Annotated in this window: 13 protein-coding genes and 1 pseudogene; 3 read left to right on the top strand and 11 right to left on the bottom strand. The window is 68.1% G+C overall.

Annotated elements, in window-relative coordinates; translation table 11 throughout:
- Positions 1–13: 13 nt before the first annotated feature.
- Genes ACXC9Q_RS32685 through ACXC9Q_RS32655 form a run of 7 tightly spaced genes read right to left on the bottom strand, consistent with a single transcriptional unit; the run spans position 14 to position 8,451 of the window.
- On the bottom strand, positions 14–1,291 hold the full coding sequence (locus tag ACXC9Q_RS32685; RefSeq protein WP_457060515.1) for an alpha/beta fold hydrolase: 1,278 nt from the start codon (positions 1,289–1,291) through the stop codon (positions 14–16).
- Positions 1,288–2,112 (bottom strand): ABC transporter ATP-binding protein, encoded by an 825-nt coding sequence (locus ACXC9Q_RS32680; protein WP_457060514.1) that lies wholly within the window; start codon positions 2,110–2,112, stop codon positions 1,288–1,290. Before ACXC9Q_RS32680 ends, ACXC9Q_RS32685 begins: the two co-directional genes overlap by 4 nt.
- The gene (locus ACXC9Q_RS32675) at positions 2,109–2,915 is read right to left on the bottom strand and encodes an ABC transporter ATP-binding protein (protein WP_457060513.1); all 807 of its coding nucleotides are present in this window, start codon (positions 2,913–2,915) and stop codon (positions 2,109–2,111) included. The genes ACXC9Q_RS32680 and ACXC9Q_RS32675 overlap by 4 nt, the downstream gene beginning before the upstream one ends.
- A complete protein-coding gene (locus tag ACXC9Q_RS32670; protein ID WP_457060512.1) occupies positions 2,912–3,895 on the bottom strand; it encodes an ABC transporter permease in 984 nt (327 codons plus the stop codon). The genes ACXC9Q_RS32675 and ACXC9Q_RS32670 overlap by 4 nt, the downstream gene beginning before the upstream one ends.
- Positions 3,892–4,857, bottom strand: coding sequence for an ABC transporter permease (locus ACXC9Q_RS32665; protein ID WP_457060511.1), 966 nt, complete (start codon positions 4,855–4,857; stop codon positions 3,892–3,894). Before ACXC9Q_RS32665 ends, ACXC9Q_RS32670 begins: the two co-directional genes overlap by 4 nt.
- 3 nt (positions 4,858–4,860) lie before the next feature.
- Positions 4,861–6,552, bottom strand: a complete 1,692-nt coding sequence (locus tag ACXC9Q_RS32660) for an ABC transporter substrate-binding protein (RefSeq protein ID WP_457060510.1) — start codon at positions 6,550–6,552, stop codon at positions 4,861–4,863.
- A gap of 6 nt (positions 6,553–6,558) precedes the next feature.
- Entirely contained in the window at positions 6,559–8,451 is a 1,893-nt protein-coding gene (locus ACXC9Q_RS32655; RefSeq protein ID WP_457060509.1) for a glycoside hydrolase family 127 protein, read from the bottom strand.
- Positions 8,452–8,840: 389 nt separating this feature from the next.
- On the opposite strand from ACXC9Q_RS32655, the gene ACXC9Q_RS32650 reads away from it, so the two are divergent.
- The gene (locus ACXC9Q_RS32650) at positions 8,841–9,167 is read left to right on the top strand and encodes a hypothetical protein (RefSeq protein WP_457060508.1); all 327 of its coding nucleotides are present in this window, start codon (positions 8,841–8,843) and stop codon (positions 9,165–9,167) included.
- Positions 9,168–9,197: 30 nt separating this feature from the next.
- Here ACXC9Q_RS32650 and folE read toward each other — a convergent pair whose 3' ends face one another.
- Complete coding sequence (gene folE, locus ACXC9Q_RS32645; protein ID WP_457060507.1) at positions 9,198–9,809, bottom strand: GTP cyclohydrolase I FolE; 612 nt, start codon at positions 9,807–9,809, stop codon at positions 9,198–9,200.
- Between the two features lie 76 nt (positions 9,810–9,885).
- Between folE and ACXC9Q_RS32640 the strand changes: the two genes are divergently transcribed.
- On the top strand, positions 9,886–10,566 hold the full coding sequence (locus ACXC9Q_RS32640) for a helix-turn-helix transcriptional regulator (RefSeq protein ID WP_457060506.1): 681 nt from the start codon (positions 9,886–9,888) through the stop codon (positions 10,564–10,566).
- Positions 10,559–11,047: a Cys-tRNA(Pro) deacylase gene (ybaK, locus tag ACXC9Q_RS32635; RefSeq protein WP_457060505.1), complete on the top strand. Its 489-nt coding sequence runs from the start codon at positions 10,559–10,561 to the stop codon at positions 11,045–11,047. The genes ACXC9Q_RS32640 and ybaK overlap by 8 nt, the downstream gene beginning before the upstream one ends.
- A gap of 65 nt (positions 11,048–11,112) precedes the next feature.
- Here the strand turns inward: ybaK and ACXC9Q_RS32630 are convergent, their stop codons facing one another.
- From ACXC9Q_RS32630 to ACXC9Q_RS32620, 3 genes and pseudogenes are all read right to left on the bottom strand, one after another.
- Entirely contained in the window at positions 11,113–11,373 is a 261-nt protein-coding gene (locus tag ACXC9Q_RS32630) for a phospholipase domain-containing protein (RefSeq protein WP_457060692.1), read from the bottom strand.
- A 42-nt stretch (positions 11,374–11,415) separates the two neighbouring features.
- Positions 11,416–13,137: pseudogene (locus ACXC9Q_RS32625) on the bottom strand (phosphocholine-specific phospholipase C); the annotation flags it as partial.
- A 140-nt stretch (positions 13,138–13,277) separates the two neighbouring features.
- Complete coding sequence (locus ACXC9Q_RS32620) at positions 13,278–14,357, bottom strand: 3-deoxy-7-phosphoheptulonate synthase (RefSeq protein WP_457060504.1); 1,080 nt, start codon at positions 14,355–14,357, stop codon at positions 13,278–13,280.
- Positions 14,358–14,559: the final 202 nt, after the last annotated feature.

Raw genomic sequence — 14,559 nt, 5'->3', positions numbered from 1 at the left:
TGCACTCCACCCCTCAACTCGCGGGTACGCCACCCCCAACGGCTCGCACCAGCTCGGTCAGCCGGGCGAACACCCGCTCCACGCCGAGCCCGTCGTGCTCGTACTCGTTCGTCACCCACGCCTGCAGATTGCCGACTCGGCTCGCGGTGTCGAGCTGCAGCCCGGAGTCGACGTACATGTCGTCGTAGTAGACCGCGGCGGCCACCGGTACGTCGTTCGCCGCGAGCCGCTCGAGGTCGTACAGCTCCGACCACCGCGCCCGGCCGGCCAGCACCTCGACGGCTCCCTGGAACGGGCGCAGTCCGCGGATCTCCTCGAACATCCAGGGGTACATCATCTCGCCGGTGAACAGCAGCGGCCGCGCCTCCTCGGCGAACTCCGGCCGCAGCTTCCGCTCCGCCTCGGCCGCCCAGCCCGTGGCGCCCTCGCCGGATCCGTAGATGCTCTCCTGCAGCGCCGCGAACAACGGGTTCGAGCTGTACGACGACAACGCCATCGCCTGACCGAGGAACGTGTCCGACAACGAATCCCCGTCGAAGGCCTCGTCGAGCAGCCAGTGGATCCGCTCGTACCCGGGTTTCATCCCGAAGTCGATCCCGAGCGACTGGAACCGCCGTACCGTCAGCCGATCACCATCCGGCAGCCGTACGTCGGAAGCCGCCAGCAGGTCCGCGATCCGGCCGACCCGCTCCACGTTGTGGGGATAGCGCTGGTAGAACTCACGGTTCTTCGCCGCTACCCGCGGATACGTCCGTCGATACACCTCGGCCGCCGACGGATCGATCGAGGCCAGCCCGCCAGTCACGTAGCAGGCCGTCAGTCCGTCCGGAGCCTTCGACAAGTAGGTGAGCGTGAGGAACCCGCCGTAGCTCTGGCCCAGCGTCGACCACTTGCGCCCGCCGAAGACCGTCGTCCGCAGGTGCTCGGCATCGGCGATGATCGAGTCCGCCCGGAAGCAGGCCAGGTAGTCGGCCCCTTCCTCGGCGGACAGCGACGCCATCCGCCGCCCGGAGATCGGCGTACTGCGACCGGTCCCGCGCTGGTCGAACAGGATCACGCGGTAGCTGTTCAGGGCCTGGTCGATCCACCCCGTCCGCCCGGGCGGCCGCGGCGCCTTCCCGCCCGGACCGCCCTGCAGGAACAGCAGGCACGGCAGGTCCTCGTCTTTGCGCACCGGGTCGACGAGCTCCCGGGCGAAGACCGTGATGGTCTCCGAAGGATCAGCCCAGTCCAGCGGCACCTCGACGGTGTGCTCCCGCACATGCATTCCAGGAATCGTGTAGCTGGTCATGAAGCCTCCTTCGCCCGGCGTCTGGCGTCCCACGCCGGATTGATCCGCGGTACTGCGGCCAGCAGCGTCTTCGTGTAATCGTGCTGGGGATCCCCGAATACCTGGTCGCGCGACCCCAGCTCCACGATTCTGCCCTGGTTCATCACCGCGACCCGCTGCGAGATCTGCCGGACCACGGCCAGATCGTGCGCGATGAAGATGTAGCTGAACCCGCTCTCCCGCTGCAAGCGCATCAACAGCTCCAGCACCTGCGCCTGGATCGACACGTCGAGCGCGGACACCGCCTCGTCGCAGATCACCAGCTTCGGGTTCACCGCGAGGGCCCGGGCGATGCCGATCCGCTGCGCCTGCCCGCCGGAGAACTGCGCCGGATACCGCTGGCAGTGGTCCGGGTTCAGCCCGACCCGTGCCATCAGCTCCTGCGCGAACGCCCGCCGCCCACCGGCCGGCGTGATCCCTTGATAGGTCAGCGGTGCGGTGACGATCCGCTCGACCGTGTACCGCGGGTTCAGCGACGAGAACGGATCCTGGAACACCACCTGCACGTTGTTCCGGAAGGACGCCAACTCGTTCCCGGTCGCCCGCGTCACATCCTGCCCGTCGAACTCGACCGACCCGCTCGTCGGCTCCAGCAACCGCGCGGCGATTCGCGCAGTGGTCGACTTCCCGCTGCCCGACTCCCCCACGATCGCCAGCGTCTCACCCAGCTCCACCTCGAAGCTGACGTCGTCGACCGCCGTGAACGTGGACTTCCGGGCCATCGCGCCTTCGCCGCGGGTGACGAACTGCTTCGTCACCCCACGCACCTTCAGCAACGTCATGACGCGACCACCTCGTCATCGATTCGCGGTACGGCGTCCAGCAGCGTGCGCGTGTACTCGTGCCGAGGATCCGAGAACACCTGCTCGGCCGTGCCGTACTCGACCGGCTCACCCGCACACATCACCAGCACCCGTTGAGCGATCGAGCTGATTACGGCCAGGTCGTGGGTGATGAAGACCATCCCGGTCCCGGTGGTCGACTGCAGGTCAGCCATCAGCTCCAGGATCTGCGCCTGGACGGTGACATCGAGCGCGGTCGTCGGCTCGTCCGCGATCAGCAGCGCCGGCGAGCAGCACAGGGCCATCGCAATCATGACTCGTTGCCGCTGGCCACCGGAGAACTGATGCGGATAGTGGTCGGCCCGCCGGCCCGGATCGGGGATGCCGACCTGGTCCAGCGCCGCGACCGCCACCTGCCGGGCCGCGCGGCGCGACCCACCGCGGTGTGCCCGGTACATCTCCTCGATCTGCAAACCCACGGTGTAGTAGGGATTCAGGGACGACAACGGATCCTGGAAGACCATCGAGATCGCGTTCCCGCGCACCGACTGCAGCTCCCGCTCCGACCGCCCGAGCAACTCGGCGCCATCCAGCCGGATGCTGCCCTTCGTTTCCGCTCCGCGTGGCAGCAGCCCGAGTACGGCGAGAGCCGTCATCGACTTGCCGGACCCGGACTCGCCGACGATCCCGAGCGTGTCGTCCCGGCCGACGGTGAACGACACGTTCTTCACCACATCCACCGGCCCACGACTGGTCGGCAATGTGACGGTCAGGTCTTCCACCACGAACAACTCATCCGTCATGCCGACGTCACTCTCACTCGTGGATCCAGCGCGGTGTAGACGAGGTCCACCACGACGTTGCCGATGACAACGAAGAACGCGGCGAGCAGGGTGACCGCCATGATCACCGGCTGGTCGTTCTTCGCGATCGAGTCGGCCGCCATCTTGCCGATCCCGTTCAGCCCGAACACGGTCTCGGTGATCAGCGCGCCGCCGAGCAGGCCGGCGAAGTCCATCCCGAAGATCGTGGCGATCGGGGTCAACGCCGGTCGCAGTGCGTGCCGGCGCAGGACCAGCGGGCGACTCAGTCCCTTGGCCCGCGCGGTCCGGAAGTAGTTCTCCGACAACGTGTCGATCACGTTGCTCCGGGTCAACCGCGCGTACAGACAGGCGTAGCCGACGGCCAGCACGGTCCACGGCATCAGGTACGACTCGAACCACAGCACGGGGTCGTCCGCGAACGCCGGCGCCGACGGGAACGGCAACACCTGCAGCTTCACGACCAGGACGTATTGCAGCACGAGCGCGAGGACGTAGTTCGGCACGCTCACGCCACCGAGGGCGAGCGCCATCGCCGCACGGTCCCACCACGTTCCTTGCTTGATCGCGCTGACCAGACCGCCGATCACACCGGCGAGCAGCCACAGTACGGCGGCGCCGACCGCAACCGTCACGCTGACCGGGAGCCGGGTGGTGATCATGCTCCACACCGACTCGTTGGTCTGGAAGCTGTACCCCAGACACGGCGCCGGGCAGTGCACCGAGCCGTAGTCGCGGCCGGCGAAGATGCCCCGGAGGAACTCCCCGAACTGGGTCAGGATCGGCTGGTTCAGCCCCAGTACGTCACGGATCGAGTTGATCCGGTCCGGCGTACAGGTCTTGCCGCAGATCATCACCGCGGGATCCGGCGACAGCTTGAAGAAGATCAGATAGGTGAACAGGCAAACCGCGAGCAAGATCACCACGACCCCGCCCAGCCGCTCCAGCACGTAGCGGGTCATGCCGCCTCTCCTTGGTCGATCACCGCGCGGATCTTGTCGCCCAGGACTGTCATGGACAGCACGGTGAGGAACAGGAAGGCGCCCGGGATCGCGAAGAACATCGGGTCCACCGAGTACCAGCTGACCGAGCTCGCGATCATCTGGCCCCAGGACGCGGTCGGCGGCGAGACGCCGACGCCGAGGAACGACAGGCCGGCCTCGGTGCCGATGTAGCCCGGGATCGCCAGCGTCGTCATCACGATGATCGAGCCGCGCAGGTTCGGCAGGATCTCCCGGAACACGACCTGCACGTCCTTCGCCCCGGACGCCCGTGCCGCCTCGACGAACTCCCGGTTCGCCAGCGTCATCGTCTGACCGCGGATCACCCGGGCCAGGTACGGCCAGCCGAACGCGCTGATCACCACGACCAGCAGCACCGGACGGTTCCCGGCCGGCAGCGAGGACAGGATCGCGATCATGAAGATCAGCGCCGGGAACGCCATCAGGAAGTCCATCAGTCGCGAGATCACCTGGTCGACCCAGCCGCGGTAGAACCCGGCCAGCATGCCGAGGACGACACCGAGGATCCCGGTCAGCAGCGTCGCCGACAGCGAGATCGTGATCGACACCCGCGCGCCGTACACGATCCGGGCGAACAGGTCGCGGCCGTTCTGCGGCTCGACGCCGAACCAGTGCTCCCGGCTGATCCCGCCGAGCGCGCCGTTCGGTATGCCGCCCAGCGCGGAGTTGATCGCCGCCGAGTCGAACTCGTACGGCCCCCAGCCGCTGAGTTTGGTGATCACCGGCGCGGCCACCGCCATCAGGACCACGATCGCCAGGAACATCACGCACAGTACGGCGCCCTTGTCCTTGGCGATCGTGGTCAGGATCCGCCGGGTCGAGGTCGGGGGACCCGCAGCCGCAGCCGGGGCCCCCACCTCCTCGACCAGTGCTGTGCTAGTCCCCCCGATGGTCGTTGTCATCGGCTACTTCCCGGCGTCGGCAAGGCCGACCGAGACCAGGTCGATCCCACCGGAGAACCCGTCGTGCAGGTACGCGCCGGCGATGTTGCTGCCGACCAGCATCAGCACCTTCTCGTACAGCAGCGGGACGACCGGCGCGAGTTCCATGATCTGCTTGTCGAGGTCGCCGTACGCCGCGTTCGCCGCGGTGACGTCGGTCAGCTTGGCGATCTCGTCGATCTTCGCGTTCACGCCCGGGTCGTTCAGCTGGGCCAGGTTCGAGTTGCCCTTGGTGGTGATATTGCGGCCGTCGAACAGCGGCGGCAGGAAGGTCGCACCGGACGGCCAGTCCGGGCACCAGCCGGTGATGGCGGCGTCGTGCTGCTGCGACGTCGTCCCGATCACCTCGTAGTACGTCGCGGTGTCGATCGTGTTGATCTTCACGGTGATCTTCAGCGGCTCCAGCGCCTGCTGGATCGCGACCGCCATCGCCTGCATCTTCGGTTGCGCCCGGGTGTCGAGCGTCATCGTGAAGCCTCCGGCCAGACCGGCCTCGGTGAGCAGCTTGCGGGCCGCCTCGACGTCACCCTCGTGGTCCGGGCTCGGGTACGGGTCGTAGTCCACCCGGCCGGTCACGGTCGGCGGCTGGATGCTGGTGGCGATGTCGGCGAGCGTCGATCCACCGACCGCGTCGCGGACTGTCTGTTTGTTGACCGCGAGGTTGATCGCCTGCCGGACCTTGACGTCGTTCAGCGGCTTCTTCGTGGTGTTCAGGCCCATGTACGTCGTACAGCCGCCGAGGCCGGTCATCGTGCGCTGCTTGAGCTGCGGGGTCTGGATCCGGGCCACGGAGGCGGCCTGGACCGTGCCGGCGATCGCGTCGGCATCGGCGCCCTGGCCGGCGATCATCCGCTCGTCGATGGTCGCGCCGTCGAGCCCGAACGTCCACTGGAACGCGTCCGGGTTCGCCGTGCGGACGTCGTCGCTCTTCTTGTCCCACTTGTCGTTGCGGACCAGCTTGAGCGAGGCGCCGGGCTTGTACTCGGACACCTTGTACGGGCCGGACGAGATCGGCTTGCTGTCCAGCTGGTTGCCCGCGCCCTGGCCCTTCGGCACCGGGGTGAACGTGTTCTGCGCGACCACGCTGCCGAAGTCGGCGTACGGCTTCTTGAGGTGGAACACGATCGTCTTCGCGTCCGGCGTGGCGATTGTCGACAGGTCACCCGACTTGTACGGGCCCTGGTACGACGCCGGCGCCTCGATCAACTGCTTCGCGTACGGTGAGCCGATGCCGATCTCGGGATCCCACGCCCGGGCCACGCCCCATTTCACGTCCGCGCTGGTGATCGGCGCACCGGTCTCGAAGAACAGGCCGTCCTTCAGCGTGAATGTCCAGGTCTTCCCGCCGTCGGACGGCTTGCCGGTGTCGGTCGCCAGGTCGGGGACGATCTTGGTGCCCTCGGCACCGGGCGCGGCGCCCTGCGTCGTGAGCGTCCGGTAGATCAGCCGATAGAAGTTGTTGACACCACCATCGAATCCCCGGGCCGGATCGAGGTGGGAGTAGGCCGCGTTCTGGAGCACCTGCAGCGTGCCGCCCTGCACCGCCTTGCCGCCAGGCCCGCCCGACTCTGCCTTGGCCCCGGTCGTGCCACCACCACAGGCGCTCACCGCCAGCACCCCGGACAGCACGAGCCCCACCAGCATTGTTCTCTTCATCTGTTTCTACTTTCGGTTCGCGGCGCGGAGCCATACACGCATGGCCAAGGCCTGACGGTTTCCCCAGAGGAAGTACGGGACGAAAGTCGCCGGCACCTCGCTGATGGCGGTCTGGGGTTGTTGATCGGTGATCACCGGATAGAGCTCTGCGGCCGGTGTTTGTGCGACGCCCGCGGTCAGCTCGAGCACGAGGCCGTCGTCCTGCCGGCGCGCTGTCGCCGCCGCGACCGCGGTTGGCGTCAGCAACAGGTCGTCCACGGACGCCTCGACATCCTGTTGCTCGACGCAATAAACAAGCGGGCCCCGGGCAACGGCAAGGGCATCCCGGGTCGCATCGAGATAGGGATGCGATCCGTGGGCTCGCGGAGACATCGGCAGGTGCAGCCGAACGATGTCGCCGGCAACAAACCGCCGCCGCACCACAACCCACCCGTCGGCCGCCACGACCGGGCCCTCTACTCCGCCGGGAGCGGTGAGCTTGGCGTCGGCGGCCCACGACGGGATGCGCAGGGCGAGCGCGTGCTCCTCCTCCGGTGCGTGCTCCACCGTGATCGTCACCTCGCCGTCCCACGGGTAATCGGTGGTGATCGTCAGGGCAAGGTCGCTGGTGGTGATGTGGGCGTCGGCGTACAGGCCGACGTACAGAGTGTCGTCGCGGACGGCGGCGACGTGATCCTGGAGTTCGGACATCCAGCGGATGATGTTCGGCGGGCAGCACGGGCAGCCGAACCACGGACGACGCAGCGGATCGCCACCGGCCTCGGCTCCGGAGCGCTGCTCATGATCCGGCCGCCGCTGCAACGGATTGTCGTAGAAGAACGCCGTTCCATCGGCCGAAAGCCCAACAGCGTAAGCGTTGTAGAGCACCGTCTCGAACACATCGACGTACGACGATTTGCCGGTGGCAAGGAACATCCGCCACGCCCACTGCATCACCGCGATCGCCGCACACGTCTCGGCGTACGCGCGCTCGGACGGCAACTCGTACCGGTCGCCGATCGCCTCGTCCGAGTGTCGACTGCCCAGTCCACCGGTGAGGTAGAGCTTCGTCGCGACCATGTCGTCCCACAGCCGCTCCAACGCCTTCAGCAGCGTCGGATCGCCGGTCTCCAGGTGCACGTCCGCGGCCCCGGCCGCGAGATACGCCATCCGTACGGCGTGTCCGGTGACGGACGGCAGTTCCCGGAACGGCGCGTTGTCCTGGAAGTACTCGGCCGGGAAGATCGTGTGCTTCAGCTTCCCCTGCCCGCGGCGATCGACGAACAGCCGTGCCTGCGTCAGATAGTCCGCGTTCCCGGTTTCTCGATAAAGCTCGACCAGCGCCATCTCCACCTCGGGATGCCCGTCGACGACCTCCTCGCCGTCCACGCCGAACTTCCGGACGACGAGATCCGCGAAGCGGCAGGCGATTGTCAACAATCGACTGTCGTCCAGCCGGCGGTTCGCGGCGACGGCAGCCTGGATCAGGTGGCCGAGGTTGTAGAGCTCATGCCCCCAGCCGAGGTCCGACCACGGCTGCTTGGGCTGATCCGGGTCCTGGAAGTACGAGTTCAGGTAGCCGTCCCCGGCCTGCGCCTGCTCGAGCAGTCCGACGACCTCGTCGAAGAACTCCCGTGCCCCGGCCGGCGCATCCTCCCGGCCGACCTCGTACGCGAGCCCTTCGAGCGTCTTGTACAGATCCGTGTCGAGGAACGGGTACCGCCCGCGGTACGGCCCGACCGAAGGATCCGCCAGCCGGCGCAGGTTCTCCAGGTTGCCGGCCTTCCGCAGCTCGCCGATCGAGTGCGGGATCGTCGCCACCCGATTGCGCTGCTGCCAGGCACCCAACAGCCCTCCGGTCAGCTCCACCTCCCCCACCGGAACCACCGCTCCGGCGCTCGTCCGCACCGCTCCACTCATCCGTGCACTCCAGTACCGTGTGACATTGCACAGACCCTAAGGTGCTCTCCCACGCCTTGCCAAGCGATTCCGAAAGACGTTTACCTACCGGAGACAACACGCCCTCGCGGGCCGGCGCACTCGATTTGCCGTGATTTGTCAGGAGTTTCAGGCTCCGAAGGAGTCCAGGAATGAGACACGCTGCGGGAGCTCTGGCGCGTCAGGCCAGTTTGGATCTAGCTTGTCTTGAGAAGAAGAGTCGCTACAGACCGTACTTCCCCGCTGACAGTCGGTAATGTCCCTGGTTTGTGGCGAGCGCCCAACCACGTCGACTGCGGGGAAAGGACCATGGCAGCTCTCCCAGGCCACACCGGCCACGACGACCCGATAAGACCCGGCGAGGTCTGCCGGTGAAACCCCACACATTCGAACTCGTGCGCTACACCGACATCAGCGGAGTCTCCGGGACCGGCGTCGTCGCCGAAGGTTGTGTGTTCACCGACGGCTCGGTCGCGCTCCGCTGGCACGGAGCCAACCCGTCCACGGCCGTCTGGCCGGACCTCGACTCCATCCTCGCCGTCCACGGCCACGACGGCGCGACCGTCGTCCGCTGGCTCGACGTCTCCGAGATGGAGCCCGTCCCCGGCACCGACCTGCTCCCCGGCGAGGTGGCCCACATCCTCGCCACCGGCCGGCACACCCATCACCGCCCACCGGTGGTGGTCGCCTCGGCCTAACCGGTCACGTTTCGCCTGTGACCGCCGTACCTACGGGGTGAGGCCGGTCAGGGCGAAGAACTCCTGGCGGGAGCTCTGGTTGTCGCGGAGGATGCCCTGCAGCGACGACGTGACCGTCCGGGAGCCCACCGCGCGGACACCACGCAACGACATGCACTGGTGCTCGGCCTCGATCACCACGCCGACGCCCTTCGGCTCGAGGTGGTCTTGGAGCCAATCGGCGACCTGCTTGGTCAGCCGCTCCTGCACCTGGAGGTCGCGGGCGAACAACTCGACCACGCGGGCCAGCTTCGACAGCCCGAGGATCCGCTGCCCCGGCAGGTACCCGACGTGGGCGACACCCTGGAACGGCAGCAGATGGTGCTCACATAGCGACTGCACCGGGATGTCCTTGGCCAGGACGAGTTCGTCGTACCCCTCGTCGTTCGGGAACGTGGTCAGCTCGAACTCGCGGGGCGTCAGCATCTCCGCGTACGCATCCGCGACCCGGCGCGGGGTGTCCGCGAGATGTGCGCTGTGGGGGTCCCGTCCGAGCGCGGTCAGCAGATCCGCGACAGCGCGCTGGGCGGCGGGAAGATCGATCTCCGCGCGTCCGGCGACGATGTGAAGGGGGACGGACTCGAGGTCGGCCGAGATCGCCATCTGCACACTCCCTGAGAGTTCAACGAACTGCCATCATAGCTCTTACATCAACCGATGTTGTCGATAGAATCATTCCGTGGACACTTCCTGGGACGCGCGCGTGCAGGCGGTCGCCGCTCTGGAGGAACCGACCCGGCGCCGCCTCTACGAGTACGTCGTCGGCCGGCCGGAGCCGGTGAGTCGTGACGACGCGGCCGCCGCGCTGGAGCTCCCGCGGACGACCGCGGCGTTCCACCTGGACAAGCTGACCGAAGAAGGATTGCTCGCGACGTGCTACGAGCGCCGAACCGGCCGCACCGGCCCCGGCGCCGGACGGCCGGCGAAGCTCTACCACCGCTCCGACCGCGAGATCGAGATCTCCCTGCCCGAGCGTCAGTACGCCGTCGCGGGTCGCCTACTGGCCGCTGCGGTCGCAGACGCCGAGACGACCGGCAGCTCACCGCGCGACGCGGTCAACCGCCGGGCCCGCGAGTACGGCGAGGCCCTCGGCCGCGCGGCGGGCGGGGCTCCGCTGACCGAGATCCTGGCCGCGCACGGCTTCGAGCCTCGCCCGGACAAGGACGGCATCGCGCTGGCGAACTGCCCGTTCCGGCGCATCGCCCAGGAGCAGCCTCAGCTGGTCTGCGGCATGAACCTGCACCTTCTCGCAGGCCTCGTCAGCGCCCTCGACATCCCCTACGAAGCCCGCCTCGTCCCGACCCCCGGCCACTGCTGCGTCCGGCTGGTCCCGGCCGGACTAAGCTCGGCTGGTGGCTAAGGGCAAGCAGAGTCAGGGGACGCCGGCGACGGTGGCGTTGACGAAGGCGAAGGTCGCGTTCACGACGCATGCGTACGAACACGACGCGACAGCGAAGTCCTACGGGCTCGAGGCGGCCGAGGCGTTGGGGCTCGCGCCGGAGCAGGTGTTCAAGACATTGCTGGTCGAGGTCGACGGCAAGCTCGCGGTCGGCGTCGTACCGGTGGACAAGCAGCTCGACCTGAAGGCGATCGCGGCCGCGGCCGGCGGGAAGAAGGCGGTGATGGCCGACCCGGCCGCCGCCGAACGCACCACCGGGTACGTCGTCGGCGGGATCAGCCCGATCGGCCAGAAGCGCACCCTGCCCACGGTCGTCGACAGCACCGCCACCGACCACCCGACGGTCTACGTCTCCGGCGGCCGCCGCGGCCTCGACATCGGCCTGTCCCCCACCGACCTCATCACCGTCACCAACGCCCGCACCGCACCCATCGCCCGCTGACCACTCCCTTACGTCCGAAGATGTGAGGGCTATAGGCCACACATCTTCGGACGCAACGAGGTGGGTCAGCCGGTGATGCTCGGGTGGCCGGTTTCGAGGTGGCCGGTGAGGCGGCGGCGGTACGACGTGTCGTCGGTCGTGGTGACCTCGACGTCGTACCAGCCGTGGTCGGTCGGCCAGGACAGCGAGCGGGTCTGCTTGCCGCGCAGCTCGATCGCCACCGTCTTGCTGCCGTACCCGAGGGCGTTCACCTTGACGGTCAGCGGCTTGCGCGAGGTGTTCACCAACTCCAGTTCCAGCGAGTCACCGTGCCGGTCGGCGCGCACGTCGAGTCCGGCGGCCGCGCCGTCGACCGAGCCGGCCAGCTCGACCCAGAACCGGTTCGGCCCCTGCACGGCGACCTCGAACGGGCCGTCCACCGCGATCTTCTCGACCCGGGACCGCTTGACGTCGACGTGCGCCGGCACCGGCAGCTCACCGCCGTACGGATAGATCGCGAAGTGCGCGGGCTCGGCGCCCTCATTGCCCAAGGCCAACATCAACTTGCCGTCAGCAACAAGGCCGGAAACCGACGGCTGGTAAGGGATCGCGCGCGCCGGACGGCGGCCAGGCTCCTGCTGCGGCACCGCCTGGTCGGCCGGCGGCGTCGGCTTCCAGCGCGCGATCGGCGCCGGCACCGGGCCGGGCTTGTCGACCGACGGCTGCCGATAGGAGCGATCGAAGTCGAACGCCGTGGTGAGGTCGCCACACGCGGTCCGTCGCCAGCTGCTGATGTTCGGCTCCCGTACGCCGGTCCACAGCTCGAGGAAGCGGATCACCGAGGTGTGGTCGAACACCTGCGAGTCCACGTGCCCGCCGACCGACCACGGCGACACCACCGTCATCGGTACTCGCGGGCCGAGCCCGATCGGCTGACCGGCGTACCAGTCGTCGCCCTCGCCCGTGGCAGGCCGTGGCGCGACCGGCGGCGGGACGTGGTCGAAGTACCCGTCGTTCTCGTCGAAGTTGATCAGCAGCACGGTCTTCGACACCTGACCGGGGTGGTGGGGTGGGGTCAGCGATTACAGAGTCTCCGGGTCGGACGCGATCGCGTCGAGCAGGTCGTAGACGACGTTCGCGCTGCCCACCGGCGTGGACGATCCGGGGTGCTCGGAGTCGACCGCGGACGGCACCAGCCAGCTGACCCGCGGCAGCGTCCCGGCCTTGATGTCGGCCCGGAGCCGCGGGATCAGCGACTCCGGCTCGGACCGGTACATCGCCTTGCGGAACAGCTTCTGGTCTCTGATCGGCAGCTTCTCGACCGCCGCCGTCAACTGCTGCAGCGCCTCGGCCTGCTCGGCCGGCGTCTTCGCGAAGAGCTTGTCGTAGAACTCCTCGGTGGTCCGGTAACCACCCGGCACTCCGGCCAGGATCCGGTGCCCGAGCTCCTTGAAGGTCTTGAAGTACTCGACCGCGTTGTCGGTGAAGTTGTCCCACTCCTGGTAGATCTGCCAGGAGACCCCGGCCTTCTCCAGCCGTTCCGGGTACGACGTCCAGTCGTAGCCGGCGTGGTCGTAGGAGTACGCCGCGTTCGTGACCGCGCGCTGCGTCGTACCGGGCTCGTAGCCGGTGGTGCCGGACCACAGGTAGTTGCGGTTCGGGTTCGTCGAGCCGTTGACGGAGCAGTGGTACGCGTCGCAGATCGTGAAGGTCTCGGCAAGCTCGTACTGCAACGGGATGTCGCGGCGCTCGTAGTGGGTCATCGTGGCCGATGTCTTGGCCTGGACCCAGTCGTCGTGCCAGCCGTTGGCCCAGGCCTGAGTGGCGTCGCCGTAGCCGTGGGCCAGCGCGCCCAGGTACTGGATGTCGTCGGGGTCGCGGCCCGCGTCCGCGGCGGCCTTGCGGATCGAGAACGGCAGCACCTCGCCGCCACCGGTCACCGGCTGGTGGAACACGCTCTTGCCGTCGCGCAGTCGCAGTGGCTGCCGGTCGCCGTACCCGCGGACGCCGCGGAGCGTCCCGTAGTAGTGGTCGAACGAGCGGTTCTCCTGCATCAGCACGATGACGTGCTCGATCGCGCGCAGACCACCGCGCCGCACAGGTTGCGCCATCGCGGTGTGCAGCGAGGGTGGGAGCAGCGAGACCGCTGCCCCACCCACCGCCGAACCGAGCACCAGGCGCCGGGAGATCTCAGTCATGGTCCGGACCCTAGGCAAGGCCCGTAGCCGCCGCGCAGCCGTCAGATGAACAGCTATCCCCGCCGGGCCACCGCCGCGTCGCGCAACTTCTCAAGCACGGACCCGGTGGTTTCCCAGCCCATGCAGGCGTCGGTGATCGACTGCCCGTAGGTCAGTTCGCGGGTCGGGTCGAGGTCTTGCCGGCCCTCTTGGAGGAACGACTCCAGCATCACGCCGACGATCGCGCGGTTGCCGGCCGCGACCTGCGCGCCGATCTCCTCGGCCACCACCGGTTGCCGGCGGTGGTCCTTGCGGCTGTTGCCGTGGCTCGCGTCGATGACCACCCGCTCCGGCAGACCGGCCTTGCGGAGGAGTTCCTGCGCACCCGCGACGGAGTCCGCGTCGTAGTTCGGTCCGCTGTCCGATCCGCGCAGTACCAGGTGGCAGTCCGGGTTGCCGCGGGTGTGCAGGATGGCCGGCGCGCCGTCGTGGTCGATACCGGTGAAGACGTGCGGTACGGCGGCGGCCTTGATCGCGTCGACCGCCGTAGCGATCGAGCCGTCGGGGCGGTTCTTCATCCCGATCGGCATCGACAGGCCGGACGACAACTGGCGGTGCACCTGGCTCTCGACGGTCCGCGCGCCGATCGCACCCCATCCGACGGTGTCGGCGATGTACTGCGGCGTGATCGGGTCGAGGAACTCACAGCCGACCGGGAGGCCGAGCTCGAGGACCTGCACGAGCAGCTGACGAGCGGTCCGCAGACCACGGTTCACGTCGCCGGAGCCGTCCAGGCCCGGGTCGTTGATCAGACCCTTCCAGCCCAGGGTCGAGCGCGGCTTCTCGAAGTACACGCGCATCACCACGAGCAGACCGTCGGAGAGTCGCTCGGCGACCGGTCGGAGGCGTTCGGCGTACTCGTGGGCCGCCTTCGCGTCGTGCACCGAGCACGGACCGACAACGACCAGCAGGCGGTCGTCGACGCCGTTCAGTACGTCGGCGACCGCCTGGCGACCGTCGACCACGGTCCGGACCAGTGCGTCGCTCAGCGGCAGTTCGTCGTGCAGGGCCTGCGGCGTGATCAGCGGGACGGTCTTCTCGATCCGTCGATCGACGACTGCCGCCTGATCGGCCTGCTGCGGGAGGGTGTTCATGAGTGGGGACCTTTCCGCCGGATGACCGCGGAAGGTCGCAGGCAGCCGGCTGGGAACGAGAAAAGGCAAGGACGGATGTCCTTGCCTTCGGGCCGGCTCTGGTGTCTGCGGTTGGGCGTCAGCGATCGGCTGAGTCGCCCGGCACCAAGGCCGGCCACTCAAAAAATCGCCAATAGCTGCGCTTCACGTGACAGAGGCTACC

This window comes from Kribbella sp. CWNU-51 (assembly GCF_054073265.1).
The sequence above is the reverse complement of the archived record's forward strand: the minus strand, read 5'-3'. Positions and strand labels throughout refer to the sequence as shown.

What these genes read in the sequence shown, in the direction of transcription:
- ACXC9Q_RS32660 (WP_457060510.1), bottom strand. Translation starts at nt 6,552, where the DNA reads ATGAAGAGAACAATGCTGGTGGGGCTCGTGCTGTCCGGGGTGCTGGCG.
- ACXC9Q_RS32675 (WP_457060513.1), bottom strand. Translation starts at nt 2,915, where the DNA reads ATGACGGATGAGTTGTTCGTGGTGGAAGACCTGACCGTCACATTGCCG.
- folE (WP_457060507.1), bottom strand. Translation starts at nt 9,809, where the DNA reads ATGGCGATCTCGGCCGACCTCGAGTCCGTCCCCCTTCACATCGTCGCC.
- ACXC9Q_RS32655 (WP_457060509.1), bottom strand. Translation starts at nt 8,451, where the DNA reads ATGAGTGGAGCGGTGCGGACGAGCGCCGGAGCGGTGGTTCCGGTGGGG.
- ACXC9Q_RS32680 (WP_457060514.1), bottom strand. Translation starts at nt 2,112, where the DNA reads ATGACGTTGCTGAAGGTGCGTGGGGTGACGAAGCAGTTCGTCACCCGC.
- ACXC9Q_RS32620 (WP_457060504.1), bottom strand. Translation starts at nt 14,357, where the DNA reads ATGAACACCCTCCCGCAGCAGGCCGATCAGGCGGCAGTCGTCGATCGA.
- ACXC9Q_RS32670 (WP_457060512.1), bottom strand. Translation starts at nt 3,895, where the DNA reads ATGACCCGCTACGTGCTGGAGCGGCTGGGCGGGGTCGTGGTGATCTTG.
- ACXC9Q_RS32685 (WP_457060515.1), bottom strand. Translation starts at nt 1,291, where the DNA reads ATGACCAGCTACACGATTCCTGGAATGCATGTGCGGGAGCACACCGTC.
- ACXC9Q_RS32665 (WP_457060511.1), bottom strand. Translation starts at nt 4,857, where the DNA reads ATGACAACGACCATCGGGGGGACTAGCACAGCACTGGTCGAGGAGGTG.